15 protein-coding genes and 2 pseudogenes are annotated in these 18354 nt (G+C 67.6%); 8 read left to right on the top strand and 9 right to left on the bottom strand.

Features of this window, described 5'->3' with window-relative positions:
• The first annotated feature begins 10 nt into the window (after positions 1-10).
• Together ABZ321_RS07280 and ABZ321_RS07275 are read left to right on the top strand one after the other, a co-directional pair.
• Positions 11-1258 (top strand): AAA family ATPase, encoded by a 1248-nt coding sequence (locus tag ABZ321_RS07280; RefSeq protein WP_354889951.1) that lies wholly within the window; start codon positions 11-13, stop codon positions 1256-1258.
• Positions 1255-2025 (top strand): HNH endonuclease, encoded by a 771-nt coding sequence (locus ABZ321_RS07275; RefSeq protein WP_354889949.1) that lies wholly within the window; start codon positions 1255-1257, stop codon positions 2023-2025. The genes ABZ321_RS07280 and ABZ321_RS07275 overlap by 4 nt, the downstream gene beginning before the upstream one ends.
• A 259-nt stretch (positions 2026-2284) precedes the next feature.
• On the opposite strand, the gene ABZ321_RS07270 is transcribed toward ABZ321_RS07275, so the two are convergent.
• On the bottom strand, positions 2285-3220 hold the full coding sequence (locus ABZ321_RS07270; RefSeq protein WP_354889947.1) for a hypothetical protein: 936 nt from the start codon (positions 3218-3220) through the stop codon (positions 2285-2287).
• 242 nt (positions 3221-3462) lie between these two features.
• On the opposite strand from ABZ321_RS07270, the gene ABZ321_RS07265 reads away from it, so the two are divergent.
• Positions 3463-4101, top strand: coding sequence for a hypothetical protein (locus ABZ321_RS07265; protein ID WP_354889945.1), 639 nt, complete (start codon positions 3463-3465; stop codon positions 4099-4101).
• 1615 nt (positions 4102-5716) lie between these two features.
• Here ABZ321_RS07265 and ABZ321_RS07260 read toward each other — a convergent pair.
• The 5 genes and pseudogenes from ABZ321_RS07260 to ABZ321_RS07240 form a co-directional block, all read right to left on the bottom strand.
• Entirely contained in the window at positions 5717-5971 is a 255-nt protein-coding gene (locus ABZ321_RS07260; protein ID WP_354889943.1) for a Txe/YoeB family addiction module toxin, read from the bottom strand.
• Complete coding sequence (locus tag ABZ321_RS07255; protein ID WP_354889941.1) at positions 5968-6240, bottom strand: type II toxin-antitoxin system prevent-host-death family antitoxin; 273 nt, start codon at positions 6238-6240, stop codon at positions 5968-5970. The genes ABZ321_RS07260 and ABZ321_RS07255 overlap by 4 nt, the downstream gene beginning before the upstream one ends.
• A gap of 299 nt (positions 6241-6539) precedes the next feature.
• Positions 6540-6793: pseudogene (locus ABZ321_RS07250) on the bottom strand (Txe/YoeB family addiction module toxin).
• A pseudogene (locus tag ABZ321_RS07245) lies at positions 6790-7058 on the bottom strand (type II toxin-antitoxin system prevent-host-death family antitoxin). The pseudogenes ABZ321_RS07250 and ABZ321_RS07245 overlap by 4 nt, the downstream one beginning before the upstream one ends.
• A gap of 75 nt (positions 7059-7133) precedes the next feature.
• Positions 7134-7988: a hypothetical protein gene (locus ABZ321_RS07240; RefSeq protein ID WP_354889939.1), complete on the bottom strand. Its 855-nt coding sequence runs from the start codon at positions 7986-7988 to the stop codon at positions 7134-7136.
• A 355-nt stretch (positions 7989-8343) separates the two neighbouring features.
• Between ABZ321_RS07240 and ABZ321_RS07235 the strand changes: the two genes are divergently transcribed.
• The 4 genes from ABZ321_RS07235 to ABZ321_RS07220 all read left to right on the top strand — a co-directional run bounded on the left by ABZ321_RS07235 (position 8344) and on the right by ABZ321_RS07220 (position 13040).
• Entirely contained in the window at positions 8344-8637 is a 294-nt protein-coding gene (locus tag ABZ321_RS07235; protein WP_354889937.1) for a hypothetical protein, read from the top strand.
• A 41-nt stretch (positions 8638-8678) separates the two neighbouring features.
• Positions 8679-9089 carry a VOC family protein gene (locus tag ABZ321_RS07230; RefSeq protein WP_344501149.1) on the top strand — a complete coding sequence of 137 codons (411 nt, stop codon included), beginning with the start codon at positions 8679-8681 and terminating at the stop codon, positions 9087-9089.
• 265 nt (positions 9090-9354) lie between these two features.
• Complete coding sequence (locus tag ABZ321_RS07225) at positions 9355-11382, top strand: glycosyl hydrolase family 28-related protein (protein ID WP_354889935.1); 2028 nt, start codon at positions 9355-9357, stop codon at positions 11380-11382.
• Positions 11383-11549: 167 nt separating this feature from the next.
• On the top strand, positions 11550-13040 hold the full coding sequence (locus ABZ321_RS07220; RefSeq protein ID WP_354889933.1) for an amidohydrolase family protein: 1491 nt from the start codon (positions 11550-11552) through the stop codon (positions 13038-13040).
• 89 nt (positions 13041-13129) lie between these two features.
• Here ABZ321_RS07220 and ABZ321_RS07215 read toward each other — a convergent pair whose 3' ends face one another.
• The 3 genes from ABZ321_RS07215 to ABZ321_RS07205 all read right to left on the bottom strand — a co-directional run bounded on the left by ABZ321_RS07215 (position 13130) and on the right by ABZ321_RS07205 (position 17226).
• On the bottom strand, positions 13130-14875 hold the full coding sequence (locus ABZ321_RS07215) for a BTAD domain-containing putative transcriptional regulator (RefSeq protein ID WP_354889931.1): 1746 nt from the start codon (positions 14873-14875) through the stop codon (positions 13130-13132).
• 159 nt (positions 14876-15034) lie between these two features.
• Positions 15035-16021, bottom strand: a complete 987-nt coding sequence (locus ABZ321_RS07210; RefSeq protein ID WP_354889929.1) for an L-threonylcarbamoyladenylate synthase — start codon at positions 16019-16021, stop codon at positions 15035-15037.
• Complete coding sequence (locus ABZ321_RS07205; RefSeq protein ID WP_354889927.1) at positions 16018-17226, bottom strand: FAD-dependent monooxygenase; 1209 nt, start codon at positions 17224-17226, stop codon at positions 16018-16020. Before ABZ321_RS07205 ends, ABZ321_RS07210 begins: the two co-directional genes overlap by 4 nt.
• A 79-nt stretch (positions 17227-17305) precedes the next feature.
• Here ABZ321_RS07205 and ABZ321_RS07200 point away from each other — a divergent pair, with 79 nt between their 5' ends.
• On the top strand, positions 17306-17854 hold the full coding sequence (locus ABZ321_RS07200) for a TetR/AcrR family transcriptional regulator (protein WP_354889925.1): 549 nt from the start codon (positions 17306-17308) through the stop codon (positions 17852-17854).
• Positions 17855-18354 lie beyond the last annotated feature (500 nt).

Raw genomic sequence — 18354 nt, 5'->3', positions numbered from 1 at the left:
AGGATTACCGTTGTTCAAAAAAATTCTACTGCACCAATGGCGACAATTCGGTGACCTTGAAATTGACTTTGACCCACGCCTGACCGTTTTGACTGGTCAGAACGGTACTGGAAAGACGACGATTCTAAAAATTCTCAGCCAGCACTTTGGCTGGCAGGCACATCTTGTGGGCACGCCAAAATATCTGAATGGAAACCTTACCTTCCGCGCGGACGTACGTCGGGACTTCCTACAGGGCGAAAATGAGGAATATGTACCCAGCGTCAGTGTTGGACGCCTTGAGTACAGCCAGGGCGAAGGAAGCGATATCCGGGTTCAGACCAGGACCGGAGACGAGTACCAGCCAGAACTTCCGCAACGAAAAGAAGTGGTCGGCCTTTTCGTTAGCTCACATCGCCCCCTTTACCAGTTTCAAAGAATAAGTACGATTCCGACAGTCGTGGTTCAGGCGAGCGGAATGTACAATACGGTACTGAGCGAGGCCGCCAACCGATTCAGGCCGGGTCACAACTTTCAATCGCCCAGCTTTCGACTCAAAGAGACTTTGGTGTCCTGGGCAGTTTTCGGACCAGGCTCCGAAATTCTCTCACCAAATCCAGTGGCACTTGAAGCTTTTCGCGGATTTGAGGACCTGCTTCGGCAAGTTCTACCCGCCGACATCGGCTTCCATAGCCTTCGCATCGAAATGCCCGAAGTCGTCTTGCAAACGGACTCCGGCGACTTTCCACTCGAAGGTGCGTCAGGGGGTGTTGGTGCGATCATCGACCTGGTCTGGCAGGTCTACTTGTTCGTACTAGCTAACCCGAATCGCGACTTCGCCCTGTTGATCGATGAGCCTGAAAATCATCTTCACCCGTCGCTCCAACGTGAATTGATGCCGAAGCTACTAGGCGCCTTCCCGCGGAGCCAAATCATAGTTTCGACCCATAGTCCGTTCGTTGTTTCGGCTGACCCCTCTGCTCGCGTCTACTCGCTTAGATTCGACGAGAGCAATCGAGTTTCCGCTCAACTTCTCGACACACTTGATAAGAGCGGATCCGCTAATGAGGTTCTGAGGACCGGTCTCGGACTGGAAGTCACGATGCCAGTATGGGTGGAGGGAAAGCTTTCCTCGATTGCCCAACGCTTCGAGAGCGTTGACGCAATTGATAGCGACACCATTGACGAGTTGCGACGAGAACTCCGCGACGCCGGGCTCGAAGATTACACACCAGACGCCCTCACCCGAATGTTGCAGAGTCGGCGGGATGTCAGTTGATTCGACTACAGAAGGCTCAGGAGCCAGCAGTCCTGACTTCAAATGCTGAGACCTGGAAACAGGAATATCTTGGAGCAATAGCGGCAGGCAAGAAGAGGTCCGAGATTCCAGCCCGCTATCGCCATGCCACGGTCAAGAGCGCGATCGCAGTCGAGGCGTTCGGCAAGTGCATCTACTGTGAATCGAAAATCAGTCATGCCCTGTTTGGCGACATTGAGCACATTGTTCCCGTCTCGATCGATCCAAGCCTTGTTGTCGACTGGACAAATCTGGGCTACGTGTGCCAGTTGTGCAATAATCACAAGCGCGACTACTGGGACGTCAATCTCCCGATTATCAATCCATTCGGCGAAGATCCGAAAGATCACCTAAGGTTCTACGGACCTTGGGTTACCCATAAGGCGGCCAGCGACCGCGGGCAAATCACAGTTAGAGTGCTAGGGCTGAATAGAACTTATCTGCTAGAGCGCAGAAAAGAGCGTCTAGACCGCCTAACCCCACTAGTCGATCAAGTCTTCAGCATGCCCGAAGGTCCCGCTAAGGCTGCAATGATGAAGTTTTTGATGGAGGAGGCTTCCGCTTCCGCGGAATACGCCGCCACAGTTTCATCGTACTTAGAGCATCAGCTGGTGGATGTTCCCGTCGCAGACGAAACGACCGCTATCCGCGAACTCGACGGCTCGGTTCAAGCTCCGTTGCAACGGTCTGCTGAGTCTGCGCCTGGCCCGGAGATCTCCGCTAACACCTCAAACACGGATGCTGAATAACCAGGTCGGCGTCAGCGACGACTGTAGCTTTCACAGCTCTCATGCCTTGTCCGATCCGGCTGTCTAGTCCCACCACACGCTTGACGGATCCGTCCCAGCACATCCGCGACAGCCGGCCTCGGTTGTTCGGTCATCCTGGCTACGTTCGGTGATGCGTGTGCGTCCGTGGCGGCGCACACACACGCCGAATACAGCGCATCCGATCGTGGCGTGACGATGAACGGTTACTTTTCAGGGGTGCCAGTCGCATTACTCCCGATCAGTCCGGAATTCCGTACTCGGAGTCAGCGAAGAGCTCTGGGTCGAAGTCCTCGCCTAGATCCTCCAAGGCGACCTCGTGCCGAGAAGCCGGAAGCCCGCTTTCAGCCAGTTCCTCAGGTCCTTGGAGAGTTAGCCGACAGACGTTACAAGCGAAGGCTCTCGGCGAAAGCGCAACCGACCAACCAGCGAGAACAGGGTATGAATCGTATTTGCCGTTGCCCAGTGGTTCGACGTCGTAGTCAACCTCGGCATCCACATCAACATGACCGAACAGTCGACCCTTTGAGCCACACTCAGGACAGGTAGCGTCGACCCCCCACAAACCGATGCCAAAGTCGTCAGGGTCGAGTGCGTCCGCTGCGGATGCCTCAAGCCGTTCGGTGGTCTCTTCGAACAGCTCGCCGTCGAGACGTTGTTCAAGCTCGCTGAGTTGGCGACGCGCCCTCGCGAGCTTCGCCGCGACGCGGTGCCCTACCTCCGTTCGCTGCTCATCGAGCAAGGCGAGGACGTTTACTTGGTGGCCTCCGTAGAACGTCCGAGGGTCCTCGCCCATACGCTCAAGCAGAACTCCGCAGACTGCCAAGCAGTCAATGAGCACATGTCTGGATTGCGCTGGTGATCCGACATGCATAGCGCCGTTGCGGATCTCCACCATCCGAGTGCACCGCTTCGGGTCAATTGGCAGCCCACCGAGGAGCTGCGCGAGGCGTCGAAGGAGGATCGCGAGGCCCACAGTTCGCAGCTTCGGCGACGCCAGGTCAGGCTGGGTAGCGAGGCTGAATAGCGAGGCTTCGGCGTCGGGCGTCAAGGGGACTACAAGAACTGGGTTTTCGCGCCATAGAACAGCCTTTCCTAGGTGTTCAACAGCGAGCGGAGCGAGGACCGCCACCTTCCCGTAGTCATCCACAGCCCAGGCGTTCAGCGCATCGTCCATCCACTTGGCGGCAGAGCGAAGAAGGCGCACCTCGGCGCTGCGGTCTGGAGCCGGCGCGGCGATGGTTAGACGGTCGGGCTCGGCTGCGGCTTGGTCTCGGGACACGTCTACAGCTTCTCACCTGCGGCCGTATCATGCGCAAAGGGGTGAACTCTGATCGACAAACTACGAGCTGATCGGTGCATGATCGGCCAGCCATGCGATTGTACGCCCGTTCACTCACCGCGATTAGAATGGACGGCATGGATAGGGAGCCGGACGACCAACCTCAGGATGGCAGCGGATTCGACTGGACGCAGGCCAGATGGAGTCCGCTTTACCCACCTATCGAGATCTTGGCTGAGATGGGACGCGTGGCCGTAGCGGCAGCCCGCGTCGATCGTCAACTCGCCCTTGCTTTGCTTGCGATTAAGCATCCAGATGAGTTTGATGAGCTGCTCAAGAGGAACAGCAGCATGCTTTTGAAGGAATTGCGACGGCGAACCGAAGAACTCTTTGAAGGTCAGCTCCTTTCGTGGGCTCTCGCAAATATTAACGAGGTTCAGAAGCGAATTGAGGCCCGCCATGCGGTTGCTCACAGCATTTGGACGCCAGCGGACAGAAGTGAGTTCGTCAGCGTGCAGCTGCTTGCAGAGATCGGAGGACAGGACGAATTGGACCGCCTACTCGCTGAGCGGGGCTCGATGGCGGAATGGAAAACTCATCACCCTAAGGCGAACGGCCCTGGTCTACAGAGCATGCACGAATTGGAGAAGGCCCGAGTCGACCTAGAAGACGCGGCGACCTGGCTAGAAGGACTGCGATTCACACTGGCAAGCGCCCTGTTTGCCGGGAAACCGCCCGGTGCACGTAATGTGCTGGACCCGGATAGCTTCAACTAAGCGACATCGATCCGACCCTGGCAGCTCTCGCGACGGGCGTGAACATCACCGGCCTGTTGATCAGGAAGATTGTAAGCATGCGGGCAACTCCAGCCCTTGCGTGACAAAGGCCCGCCTGCGGCGGGCCGAATGTCAGCGGCGCCTCCGATCTGACTTCTTCCGCCGCGACTTGCCGGCGGGAGAAGCTGGAGGTTTGCGGCTGGGCTTCAGAGTCGGTTGCTGGCGGGGATCGTCGGTTTGTTTAGAGGCGCCTCGATTCGGTGACTGCTCTACTTCGATTCTTGGAACTGCGTACGGCCGTTGAGTGAGGCGAATCTCGCGTGGCTTGACGGTGACATCCAGCTCACTTCCATCCCTGTGGGCCATTCTCGAAAGGCTCCATACCAAGAGGGAAACGATGAGTAGTGTCACGGTCATGGACACCGCGACGATGACGCTCGCGGTATCCCCCAACAAGACTGTTAGCCCTGGTGCTTCTGATTCATGAAACTCCTACGGGTTCGAACTTTGCTATTAGGGAGCAGCATGAGCCGCATCCCGGCGGGTGATTGGTTCAGTGGTGTCAGGTGCCTTTCACTCGGAATCCTCTCCGTCGCAGTTGAGATGTGTCTTCTTTCGTGTTGAACTGCCTCCTGCGTCGGCCCTAGCCAACTGTTCGCCACCGGATGCGGCCGACGTGGAGCCGAGAATGTTGAAAGCACTCGACGCCTGCCGACATACGCTTCTAACAGCTTTCATCCTCCGACCCGAAGACCGGGGGCCGAACGCTGCCCAACACTGTAGCCGCCATCGGCCAGCACACCGGTGCCGACCACTCGCGCATTCATGAAAAATCTTGATGCAACGTCGACGGAACGATGCCACTGTCATGCCGTTGACCACGCTTGATCACATGTACGCGCATGCTGCGATCCGGCCGCGTCCTCGTCAGCGACTGTTAGTGGCTCCACGCCCACCCCAGTGGGCACGTCAAGCATCAGGTGGGACGCGGGTGTCAAGCGTCAGCCGGGACACGACATTGTCCGATCCGGCGATTGCCGAATTTGGCTGTATTAGATCAAGGCGCCTTCGGCGCAGCCCCGACGTGGTGACCCAGCTCGGCGGGCAGGCGACGCCCGGCGCTTCGCGCCGGCGCCGGAAGCCCGCCGGCAGGGACGCCACGCCAGGGCTGAACTCGGACGCGCCAGAGCTACTACATGCCAAACGTCTTCAATGCGGAGCCACAGTCGGACAGGCACGGTCATACGGGCTCCAGCAGATTTTGGCTGCCGCGACGTCCGTCGGGCGGAAGACCGTCGCTCCCGCAGCCGCACCCTCCGCGTGTAGCTGAGCACCCGACCCGCCCTGAGGTCCGTGCGTCACTTGCGGTCCGGCGACACCCTCCCCGGCGTCATTCTTAGAGAAGGGCCGACCAGGTCAAGGTCGTTCGTCCAGTAGGGCGCTCCACCTTGACCTGGTCGGCCCTTCCTACAAGCCTGGCACCGGTGAGGGCGCCGCCTCTCTGAGCGCGCGCCTCAGAACCCCGCCCAGCGCACCGTGCGTGGTGGTGTGGCACAGCACCGCGGTGGCACAGGTCCGCCGGCCGCTACCCCACCGCTGTCGAGAGCGCGACGGGTCATTCGTAGTGGTAGCGGCACTGCGCGATCTGCACGGTGTCGTCGAAGATCCGATACACCAGACGATGCTCCTGATCGATGCGCCGCGACCAGAAGCCGGCCCAGTTGCCGCGGAGCTGTTCCGGTTTGCCAATTCCCTGGTGGCCGTTGCGGCGGATGTCCTCGATCAGAGTGTTCACCCGGCGGAGCATCTGCCGGTCCTGCTGCCAACTCAGGTAGTCCTCCCAGCCGCGACTGGCGAACTGCACCTTCATGCGGCCGACGCCTCGTCCGGGTCGATCAGGTCGTGCACCTCGCCGCCGCCCGCGCGCAGCTCCTCGATGGCCTCGTTCAGCCGGCGGGCGTTCGCCGGGCTCGCCATCAAGTACGCGGTCTCCTTCAGCGACTCGTACTCGCGCAGCGAGATGATGACCGCAGACTCATGACCGGAGCGGGTGATCACGACCTCCTCGGCGTCGTCTACGACGTGGTCCAGCATTTTGGCCAGGTTCTGCCGAACCTCTGAGTAGCTGACCGTGCGCATGGCATCCCCCGAACTCCGAACCGAGACGTACAAGAAATTGTACGACCTGTCACGCGACGTGTCAGGACCGGAGAAAGTACAGCAGCAAAGTACAGCAACCGACCGCACCGAGCCGGACCACGCCAAAGCTGGAACCCTTGTGTAGCAACGATTCCAGCTTCACCGAACCGCATTGCCGCGACTCCGTAGGTTCAGGGTTCGAGTCCCTGGCGGCCCACCGTGATGCTCCGCGACAAGCCGCGGGCGGGGGATTCTCACCCCCGCTCCCTCTGGAGACTGCTGCTGCGGCGGGTGGCCGGTCATTCGTAGTGGTAGCGGCACTGCGCGATCTGAACCGTGTCGTCGGCGATCCGGTACACCAGGCGGTGCTCATGGTCGATGCGCCGCGAACAGAAGCCCGACCAGTTGCCGCGCAGCTGCTCGGGCTTGCCGATGCCCTCATGACCGTTGCGGCGGATGTCCTCGATCAACGCGTTCACCCGCCGGAGCATCTGCGGTCCTGCTGCCAGCTCAGGTAGTCGTCCCAGCTGCGGCCAGCGAACTGCACCTTCACGCCGCCGGCGCCTCGTCCGGGTCGAGCAGGTCGTGCACCTCGCCGCCGCCGCGGAGCTCGTCGATCGCCTCGTTCAAGCGATGGGCGTTGGCCGGGCTCGCCATCAGGTACGCCGTCTCCTCCAGCGACTCGTACTCACGCAGCGAGATGACCACCGCGGACTCATGGCCGGAGCGGGTGATCACGACCTCTCGGCGTCGTCCGCCACGTGGTCGAGCAGCTTGGCCAGGTTCTGCCGGACCTCTGAATAGCTGACCGTGCGCATGGCACCCCCGAGCTCGCTGGCCTGATGTACAAGAAAACTGTGCAAGTGGCAGCGGTGCCCGGACAACGGGTTCGCTTATCCGATGGAGGACAGGGGGATGCCGAAGACGGTCCGTCTGCCGTTGTGCTCGGTCAGCGTCCACATCCGCTTGCCCTGGGGCTGGTAGGTGAGGTCCTCCGGGCCGCCGAGCAGGACCTTGGTGTGCTGGTTCGAGGTCCCGACGGTGGCGCGGTGCAGCCACCCGGGCCTGCGGCCGTACTCGCTGGTGCTCAGCACGAATCCGGGTGCGTCGCCGAACGTGATCGCGCCGTTCATGTTGGCCGTGACGTCACGTACGCCGTGCGACCGCACCGCCTGGAAGGATTCGCCGTTGCGGAACGGCACGACGAGCAGCACGTGCCGGTACTCGGGCTTGCCCGCGTCGTCGTAGTTGACGAACGTGATGCGGCTGCCCCGTTTCGTGCCGTCGCGGCCCTTGTCGTCGTACCAGGTCGCCGCGATCGCCCGGTGCCCGTTCCACCGGCCGTCGGCGTCGGCGTCCCACGAGCCGGTGAGGCCCTGCGGGATCCAGGTGGTGCCGTCGCTGTCCTCGTCGTTCCAGCAGAACTGGACCGAGTCGGCGGTCGGCGGCACGCCGCACGGGGCCTCGGCGCTGTGGTTCGCGTCCTCGAGGACGTCGGTGAGGGTCGCCTGGGGGATGTCCTGCCCCTTGAACTTGTCGATGGCGTCGTCGAACGTGGTCGATTGGTCGACCAGCCCGTACTGCTGCTCCGACCGGCTGATCTCGGTCGGCTGGAAGTCCGCCAGTTCGTCGACGGCAGCGGCGGGCCGTGCCGGTGCGCTCCCGTCCGCCGGTGCTGCCATGACTGCGGTGCCGAGCGCGGCGGCTGTCAGGCCTGCCACGACGGTCTGCGGGGTGTGCCGATGCATGCCGGGCTCCTCCGGTGCGATCGTCTCGGGCCACCGCCTGTGGACGGTGACCGGCGACGGGTGCGACCACCGTCGCGGTCGCGCCACCGTGGCACCCGACTGACGCTGTCCTGCCGCCCCTGCCGGGTGCGTCCGGCCGTCTGCCGGCGCGTCGTCAAGCGGGACCCGTACCCCGGACCCGGCCGAGCCATTCACGATGCTGCGGATTCGCACCCGTTCGTGTCGGACCGGACCCCCGCACCGGCCGCCGCCGTCAGCCGGACGGCGAGGGGCGGGGCGTGTACGACGGTGGGAGTAGGCGGGGTTACCGCGCTGGGTCGACGACCGGTGGCGCGGCGTGCGGCAGGGTGGGGGGATGAGGTTCACGCCGTGGTGGCGGAAGGCCGTGCAGACGCTGCGTGTCGTCACGGCGGTGGGGTGGCTGGGCAGCGACGTGGTGCTGCTGGCGCTCGGGGTCGCGGGGCTGAGCGGGGTCGTGGACAAGGACGTGGCGTATCCGGCGATGGGCTTCGTCGGGGGCGTCATGTTCGTGCCGCTGTCGGCGGTGCTGGTCCTGTCGGCGGTGCTGGCGGCGTGCAAGCCGTGGGAAAGACGAACCGGCCGTGGGGGAAAGCGTGAATCGGGGCCGGTGGGGGTGGCGGGGGCCTAGGGTCGGGTCGACGGCGTCCATCGCGACCAAGGGAGTTTGTGATGACCTCTCGGCTCAATCCGTACCTGAGTTTCCGTGGCAACGCCCGCCAGGCGATGGAGTTCTACCAGAGCGTCTTCGGCGGGACGCTGCGGCTCAACACGTTCGGCGAGTTCAACCCCGAGGCCGGGCCGATCGCGGACCAGATCATGCACGGGCAGCTGGAGACCGCGAGCGGCTACACGATCATGGGGTCCGACACGCCGCCGGAGATGGCGCACAACCCAGGTGACCACATCACGGTCAGCCTCAGCGGTGACGATGCCGCGGAGCTGCGTGGGTACTGGGAGAAGCTGTCTGCGAGCGGGAAGGTGAGCGTCCCGCTGGAGAAGCAGATGTGGGGCGACGAGTTCGGCGCCTGCGTCGACCAGTTCGGCATCCCGTGGATGGTCAACATCGGCACGCAGGCGTAGGGCCGCGGACAAACCGAGCGGCGGGATCCGGGTGCCGGATTCCGCCGCTTTTGCATGCCCGTGTACCGCAAACATCGCGTCAGTTTGCTGCAAAGAACCGACAAGGCGACGACAGATCTGGCTGCAACGTTGCGTAAATATTTCGCAGGACCTTGTGGAGTGCGGGATGAGGGTCCTAATGTCACCTCACCCTCATCCTCATGGCGCCGCCCCGCCGTAGAGCGTCTCGGGCGTCCGCCCTCCTCCCGAGAGAATCGAGTCGTCGATGTCACGCAGCATTGGACCCTTACCGCGCTGGGCCGCCGCGGCGACAGCCGCGGCGGTCGGCGTCGGTGTCGTGGTCACCGGTGCCGGCCCGGCCGTCGCCGGAAACCCCGGAGCCGCACCGGCGGTGACCCGCGCCGCCATCGACCCGGCGTTGAGCGCGGGCCGCGGCGCCAGCGTCGCGTTCGTCGAGCAGGAGGCCGAGAAGGCCAAGACGAACGGCACCGTCATCGGGCCGGACCGCACGGCCTACACGCTGCCCGCCGAGGCGTCGGGCCGCAGCGCGGTGAAGCTGCTCCCCGGCCAGTACGTCGAGTTCACGCTGCCGAAGAGCGCCAACGCGATCAACGTGCGCTACAGCATCCCCGACGCGCCCAACGGCGGCGGCATCACCTCGCCGCTGGACGTGACGGTCAACGGCGGCAAGAAGACCACGATGACGCTCACGTCGCAGTACTCGTGGCTGTACAACCAGTACCCGTTCTCGAACGACCCGAACGCGGGCCTGCTGCACCCCGACTGGTGGATCACCGAGTGCGCCTGCGTGCCGGCCGCCACCACGCCCGCGCCGACGATCACCACCCCGTTCCGGCCGAACCACTTCTACGACGAGCAGCGGCTGCTGCTGGGCAAGACGTACAAGGCCGGCGACACGGTGCGGCTGACCGCGCCGAAGAACAGCGCCGCGTGGACGGTCATCGACCTGCTCGACTCCGAGCTCGTCGGTGCCCCGAAGATCAGCATCATCGCGGCGAACGTGCTGCTGTTCGGCGCGGACCCGTCGGGCCGGCGTGACTCGGCCGACGCGATCGACAAGGCCATCGCGTTCGCCAAGAAGACGCACCTGAAGGTCTACATCCCGCCGGGCACGTACCAGGTGAACCGCCACATCCTCGTCGACGACGTCACGATCGAGGGCGCCGGCAACTGGTACACCATCATCAAGGGCAAAGAGGTCGCCCTGAGCACGCCGGCGCCGGACAACTCGATCCACACGGGTGTCGGGTTCTACGGCAAGTACGCCCAGGACGGCGGCAGCAAGAACGTCCACCTGTCCGGCTTCTCGATCATCGGTGACGTGCGCGAGCGCATCGACACCGACCAGGTCAACGGCATCGGCGGCGCGATGAGCGACTCGACGATCGACGGCCTGTACATCCAGCACACCAAGGTCGGCCTGTGGTTCGACGGCCCGATGTCCAACACGAAGATCACCAACAACGTGATCGTCGACCAGATCGCGGACGGCCTCAACTTCCACACCGGCGTCACCAACTCCAGCGTGTCCAACAACTTCGTCCGCAACTCCGGCGACGACGGCCTGGCCATGTGGTCGGAGAAGACGGCGAACGCGGGCAACACGTTCGACCACAACACGGTGCAGACCCCGGTCCTCGCCAACGGCATCGCGATCTACGGCGGCAAGGACACCACGGTGTCCAACAACCTCGTCGCGGACCCGATCCGTGAGGGCAGCGCGATCCACATCGGCTCCCGCTTCGGCGCGGAGGCGTTCACCGGCTACGTGAAGGTCACCGACAACACGACGGTCCGCGCCGGCACGTACGAGCTGAACTGGAACATCGGCCTCGGCGCCATCTGGTTCATGGCGCTCGACAAGACCATCGACGCCGACATCCAGGTCACCGGGGACCACTTCCTCGACAACACCTACAACGCGATCATGATGGTCTCGGACTGGCCGGTGAAGGACCTCTACTCCATCAACGGCGTGAAGTTCAAGGACATCCGGGTCGACGGCACGGGCACCTCGGTGCTCAGCGCCCGGGTCGCCGGCTCCGCCTCGTTCGAGAACGTGGACGCCCGCAACGTCGGTGCCGTCGGCATCAACAACTGCGGCACGTTCCACTTCACCCCGGCCGGCTCCGAGTTCTCGGTCGTCGACAAGGGCGGCAACGACGGCGGCGGCACCACGGGCCCGTGGCTCGCGTCGTGGGAGCTGCCGAACACCATCACCTGCGACGACCGCCCGCCGGTCGTCGTGCCCCCGGCGCCTCAGCCGTGGTAACAGCACAACGGTGAACCGGTAAGCCGGTGAAGCCGGGAAGGGCGGGCGCTTCGGGGGCGCCCGCCCTTCCTTGTTCTTCCCGTGTGCCGGAGGTGGGGTTTTCCCCACCCCCGACCGGCGCGCTGGCGCCACTGACCCGCGGCGCGGCACGGCGAAGAGTTATCGGCATGGATTTCAACATCTCCCGCCGGGCGGTGCTCGGGACCGGCGTCGGCCTCGGTGCCGGCCTCGTCACCGGTACCGGTACCGCCGCCGCCACCCGGGGCGCCGTCGCGATCGTCGGCTGTACCGTCATCGACGCGACCGGCGCGCCGCCCCGCCACGACATGACCGTCCTCGCCCGCGGCGACCGGATCGCCGCGCTCGGGCCGGCACGGAGCGTCCGGATCCCCGGCGACGCCGCGGTCGTCGACGGCCGCCGCCGGTTCGTCATCCCGGGCCTCACCGACGCGCACGTGCACAGCAGCGGCATCGACACGGTCGACCCGCCGCTCTACCTCGTCAACGGCGTCACCACCGTGCGGGAGATGTCGGGCTACCCGACGCTGCACGAGTGGCGGCGGCGGGTCGCCGAGGGCACGCTCCTCGGCCCGCGGTCGGTGATCGCCAGCCCGCTCATCGACGGGTCGCCGTCGCTGTGGACGGGGCTCGGCGCGCCCTACGTCGAGGTCGCCGACGCGGCGCAGGCCCGGGCGGCGGTCCGGCAGGTCGCCGCCGACGGGGCCGACTTCGTCAAGGTGTACAGCCGGCTGTCCGCGGAATCGTTCACCGCGATCGCGCAGGAGGCGCACCGGCTCGGGCTGGAGTTCGCCGGGCACTGCCCCGACGCCGTGCCGGTGACCGCCGCGAGCGACCTGGGGCAGCGCAGCTTCGAGCACGTCTTCACCACCTGGTACGCCACCTCCGGCCACGAGGACGAGATCCGCCGCGCCCTGTCCCGGCTGGTGGTCGAGGCCGGCGACTACAACGGCTGGCTGCACCGGGTCCACCCGCTCGAGGTCACCGCGGCCCGGACGTTCGACCCGGCGCGGGCCGCCCGCGTCTTCCGGCGGCTGCGCGGCAACGACAGCCACCAGACGCCGACGCTCGTCATGCACCGCGTCCTGGACCTGCCGGGCACCGTCGACGCCGACGACCCGCGGCTGCGGTACATCCCCGCGGAGGTCCGCGCCGGGTGGGACTTCGCGATGCAGGAGATCTACCTCGACGGGCGCACCCCGCAGGAGGCCGCCGAGCACGAGGAGCTCTTCGGGCACCGGGTCCGGTTCGTCGGCGCGCTGCACCGCGCGGGCGTGCCGGTGCTGGCCGGGACCGACACCGGCACGTCCTACGTGTACCCCGGGTTCAGCCTGCACGACGAGCTGGAGCTGCTGGTCCGGGCCGGCCTGCCGCCGATGCGCGCGCTGCAGGCGGCGACCCGCGACCCGGCGCGGTTCCTCGGGCTCGGCTCCGGCACAGTGCGGCAGGGGGCGGCGGCCGACCTGGTGGTGCTGGACGCCGACCCGCTCGCCGACATCCGCAACACCCGGCGGATCCACGCCGTCGTCGTCCGGGGCGAGCTGATCACGCCGGAGCGGCGCGACGCGATGCTGGAGGCGGTGGCCGCGGCGGCCCGGACCGTGCCGCCGGGCGTGGCGGTGGCCGGGTGCCGGTGCTGACCGTGGTGCCTGCCGCGTGCTTGCCTTTGCGTGCGGGCCTTCGCGTGCGCGACCGGTGGGCGGTCGCGGGCGCCGGCGTGGTGCCGGGGCTAGCCGTGCAGGACCGGCGGGCGGGGAACGACGGGCGGCGGCAGGAAGAGCAGGCGGTCGTTGTACGCGGCGGTGTCGTCGGGGCTCACGCCGCAGCGCAGCGCCAGGTCCAGCATCGACACGAACGGGCCGCGGGCGGCGCGGTCCGCGATGACCCGGTGCGCCACGGCCGGGCGCATGCCCCTGATGTCGAGCAGCACGTGGTCGGGCACGGCGTTGACGTCGATGAGGCCGCCGTCGTTGTGCCGGCGGGGCAGGTCGGGCCGGCCGATCGCGAGCGCGAACCGGGCCACCGGGCTGGTGACCAGCAGCTGCCGGGCGCGCTCGCGCCGCTCGAGCGGGCCGCTGCGGCGGCGCCGCCACAGGTGCCGCAGGTGCTCGTTGATCAGCAGGACGTGGACGGGCGCGCCGAGCGAGACGCTGAAGAGCGACAGCATCGCGACCGCCTCCGCCAGCGGTGGCTGCGACAGGTCGTCCTCGAGGTAGATGATCTCGACGGTCCAGTACGTCACCGCCACGGCGAAGTACCCGAGGGCGACGGCGAGCAGCGGACGGCTGCGCCGGCGGGCACCGTGGTACAGGAACGGCACCCAGGCGAACGTGGACAGCGTGCAGGCGCTGAGGACGATGCCGACCAGCGTCTCGATCCAGGTGATCCACGGCTGCCGGTTGAACTCGTGGCCGAAGTACGGGTCGACCCCGACGGCGAAGGGTGGCCAGCGCCGCATCCCCACCGGCGCCGCCACCAGCATCGGCATCGGGAACAGCACCGGCGGAGGGGGCGGGGGCCCGGGAGCGGCCAGGAACGGTGCGGGGCTGACGGAGGACTCCACCGGCGCCGGGCTGACGGAGGACTCCACCGGCGCCGGGCTGACCGGCTCCCACGACGCCGCGGAGATCGGCGCGGCGGAGGACGACGACGGTGCGGTGTGCGTCGGCGGTACCGGCGACGACGGCAGCGCCAGGGTGGGGTCGGAGCGCAGGATGCGCCGCTGGAGGTCCTGCAGCGGCTCGCCCGGTTCGATGCCGTGCTGGTCGTCCAGCCGTGACCGCAGCTCCCGGAAGGTCTGCAGCGCGTCCGTGGGGCGGCCGCTGCGGTACAGCGACAGCATGAGCAGCTGGCGGAGCCGCTCGTGCAGGGGGAACTCCTCGACGAGGGCGGTCAGGTCGGCAACGAGCTCCCGGTGCTCGCCGCGGCGCAGCCGGATCTCCGCGAGCGCCTCGGACGCCGACACGCGCCGCTCGCCGAGCCGCACCCGCACCGCCTCGAACGCCGGCCCGCCGAGCCCCGCGAACGGCTCGCCCTTCCACAGCCGCAGCCCGGCCCGGAAGCCGTCGGCGGCGTCGTCGTCGCGGCCGGCGGCGTGCGCGGCGGTGGCCGCGTCGACGTGCGCCTCGAACTCGGTCACGTCGACGGCGGCCGGCTCGATCGCCAGCCGGTAGCCGCCCTCGTCGAGGGTCAGCAGGCGCGACGGGGTCCGCGGCGACCGGTCCGGCTCCAGCAGGCGGCGCAGCGCGGCGACGTACTTCTGCAGGACGTTGGTCGCGTTCTCCGGAAGCGCGTTGTCAGGGAGGTCGTGCGGCCAGACGGCGTCGATGATCTGAGCGGGTGGCACGGGACGGCCGGGCTGCAGGAGCAGGACGCCGAGGACGGCGCGCTGCTTGGCGGGGCCGAGGTTGACCGGTCGCTCGCCGGCCCAGGCCCGCAGCGGGCCGAGGATCTCGAAGCGGAATCCGCCGTCCATCCAATCCCTCGTGCTGTGGTCCGGCAGAAAGCTGCTGGTCAGTGCCGCAGACGGTCGGACGGCAGCATACCGGCAGCGGCACGGCAGTGGGAACCGGCAGCATTTCGGCGGTCGGGACGGGCCGGCGACTCAGACGGGGGGTCGCCGTCCCGCTCGGACCTACTGGGCGGACGCCCGGGTCAGCCGGTCGCGGATCGCCAGCCAGTCGTCGCCGTGGGGCGGGTGCTGGGCCAGGATCGTCGCCACGCCGGCGTCGTCGAGGCGGTGCAGGGCGGCGTACAGGTCGGCGCCGTACTCGAGCGGGTCCGCGGACAGCAGCTCGACGTGCGCCCCCTCGGCGGCCGCCGGCAGGTGCGTGAGGATGCCGACGGTCCCCGGGTCGGACCCTTCCACCAGCGCGGCGGGGTCGTCGACGAGCCGGAGCCGGGCCCGCGGCGCGTAGTGGCGATGCGCGAGGCCCGGCGACCGTACCTCCGGAGCGGCCTCGGCGGAGCCGGGCAACTGCCCGGAGCTGCCGGAAGGGCGTGACAGCTGAAGCGCGCCGACCACGTCGCGGATCGCCCGCAGGCTCAGCGCGCCCGGACGCAGCAGCCGCGGCGGCGACACGGTCACGTCGACGACGGTGGACTCGATGCCGAGCCGGCACGCGCCGCCGTCCAGGACCAGCGGCACGTCCGGCAGGCTGCGGATCACGTGCTCCGCGGTCGTCGGCGAGATGCTCTCGGACCGGTTCGCGCTCGGTGCCGCCAGGGGCAGCCCGCACTCGCGCAGCAGGGCCAGCGCGACCGGGTGGGCCGGGACCCGGATCGCGATGGTGGGCGGCCCGCCGTTCGCCGGCAGGTGGTGCGCGCGCTCCACGACGAGGCTGAGCGGCCCGGGCCAGAACCGCTCGGCGAGCAGGCGCGCCGCCGGAGGCCACTCGTGCGCGAGCGCCTCGGCCTCCGCGGTCGTCGCGACGTGCACGATGAGCGGGTTCCACGAGGGGCGGTGCTTCAACCGGTACACCTCGGCGACCGCCCGGGCGGAGAACGCGTGCGCGCCGAGCCCGTAGACCGTCTCGGTCGGGAACGCGCAGACGGACTCCTGCCGCAGCAGCTCGGCGGCGCGGCGCAGCCCGGCCGCGTCGGCGGCGACCACCCGGTTCATGCCCGCAACACTAGAGGGTCGCGCAGCCGCACCCCGTTGAGCATCGCCGCCGGCCCGCCCCCGAACGAGGTGAGCTTGCGCTGCACGAAGCCGGGCAGCCGGGGCAGCACGCGCAGCGCCTGGGCCATCGTCCAGACCTGCAGCTCGCTGCGCGGGATCAGGGTGCCGAGGACCGAGGGGCCGATCGTGCGGCTGGCCGCGACCGCGCCGGCCATGGCCCGCTCGTACGCCGCGAACCCCGGCACATGGTCGTCGCCGGCCGCCGCCAGCTCGGAGGCGAGGACATACGCGCCGACGATCGCGAGGCTGCTGCCGCCGCCGACCGCGGGGCCGGGCCCGTAGCCCGCGTCGCCCGCGAGGGTGATCCGCCCCCGGGACCAGGACGGCAGCCGGATCTGGCTGATCGAGTCGAGGTAGAAGTCGTCGGCGGCGTCCAGGTGCTCCAGCAGGCGCGGCACCTCCCAGCCGAGGCCGGCGCAGACGTCGCGCAGCAGCCGCCGCTGCGCGGCCGGGTCGCGGGGCGCGGGCTCCGCGGCGCGGAACAGGACCACCACCCTGGCGCGGCCGGGGATCTTCGTCGGATAGAGCGCGACCGCCTTGTTGACGCTGTTGTACCCGAGGACCCGCCCGTCGAGCCCGACGAGGTCCGGGACGCTGAACACGGCCAGGCAGCCGCCGAGGAAGTGGCTGTGCCCCTCCTCCGGGCCGAACACCAGCCGCCGCACCCCGGAGTGCATCCCGTCGGCGCCGACGACCAGGTCGAAGCCGCCGGACGTGCCGTCGGAGAAGGCCGCGTGGACGCCCCCGTCGCGCTCCACCAGCTCCGTGATGCTGGTGCCGAAGGTGTACGAGACGTGCTCCCGCGTCGCCTCGAACAGGATCCGGGCGAGGTCGCCCCGCATGATCTCGACGTGCCGGTCGGAGACGCCGGCGAGGAGCTGGGCCCCGTCGATCGTGACGTCGGGCCGGCCGGGCCGGATCAGGGTCATCGTGTCCGCGGTGGTGCGGGCGGCCTCGACCTGCGGCAGCAGCCCCATCCGGGCGACGACCTCGACGGCCGGGCCGAGCAGGTCCACCGCGTGGCCACCGTCGCCGAGCCGCGGCCGCGCCGTCCGCTCGACGACGGTGACCCGGTGCCCGTTGCGGTGCAGCCAGTACGCGAGGACGGGCCCGGCGACGCTCGCGCCGGAGATGAGCACGTGCATGGCTCCCCCTACGATCGTTTACTTACCGATAGGTAAAGGAGAGCACTTACCTTCCGGTAAGTAAAGTAGGATGTGACGCGTGCCAAGGGTGAGGACCACAGAGACCGCCGACCGCATCCGCGCCGTCGCGATCGAGCTGATCGCGGAGAAGGGTGTCGCCCAGGCGAGCCTGCGCGAGATCGCGGAGCGCGTCGGCATCAGCAAGCCCGCGCTCTACTACCACTTCGGGTCGCGCGAGGAGCTCGTCCGCAGCCTGTTCCAGCCCCTGGTCGACGAGGTGTCCGCGCTGCTCGACGACATCGAGTCCGGCCGCTGGCCCGGCGACACCACCGACCGCCGGGCCGTGCTCGGCGCCTACTTCGACGTCACGTACCGCCACCGCAACATCACCAAGCTGGTCATGCAAGACCCGAGCGTGCTCGCCGACCTCAACCTGGCGGCCGAGGTGACCGACTGGGGCCGTCGCCTCACCACCCTGCTCTTCGGCCCTGCCCCGACCCTCGCCCAGCGGACCCGGGCGATCGTCGCGGTCGGCGGCCTCAGCGACTGCACGGCCATGCTCACCGACGTCCCCGAGCCCGACCTCAAGACCGCCGTCCTCGACGCCGTCTGCGCCACCCTCGGCTAGCCGCCCCCGGTCACCTGCCGTGCTGGGACGAACGTCGACACGGTGGCCTGGGTGGCCTGGCCGTCTCAGATCGGCTGCCGTGCGGCTCTAGGGCGGCCGTGCGCATGGCCTCCGCGGTCCGGGGCTGGGTGCTCGTGTGGCCTCGGGTCAGGCGCTCGCGTGGCCCACAAGTCGGGCAGGCGCTGAGCCGCGGGTCGGCTGCCGTGCGGCCTCAGGTCAGGCATCCGTCCAGCTGAGAGGTCGGCTGCCGTACGGCTCTGGGGCGTCCGTCCGTGTGGCCTCGGGTCAAGCGGTCGCGTGGCCCGCGAGTTGGGCGTCCACGTTGCGTCTCTGGTCAGGCTGCCGTGTTGCCTGCGGGTCGGGCGTCCGCGTTGTGCCCCTGGTCGGGTGTCCGCGCTGTGCTTCGGGTCGGGCGTCCGCGTTGTGCCCCTGGTCGGGTGTCCGCGCTGTGCTTCGGGTCGGGCGTCCGCGTTGTGCCCCTGGTCGGGTGTCCGCGCTGT

This window comes from Dactylosporangium sp. NPDC006015 (assembly GCF_040614215.1).
Classification (GTDB): domain Bacteria; phylum Actinomycetota; class Actinomycetes; order Mycobacteriales; family Micromonosporaceae; genus Dactylosporangium; species Dactylosporangium maewongense.
This window is presented reverse-complemented; position numbering and strand designations above follow the sequence as displayed.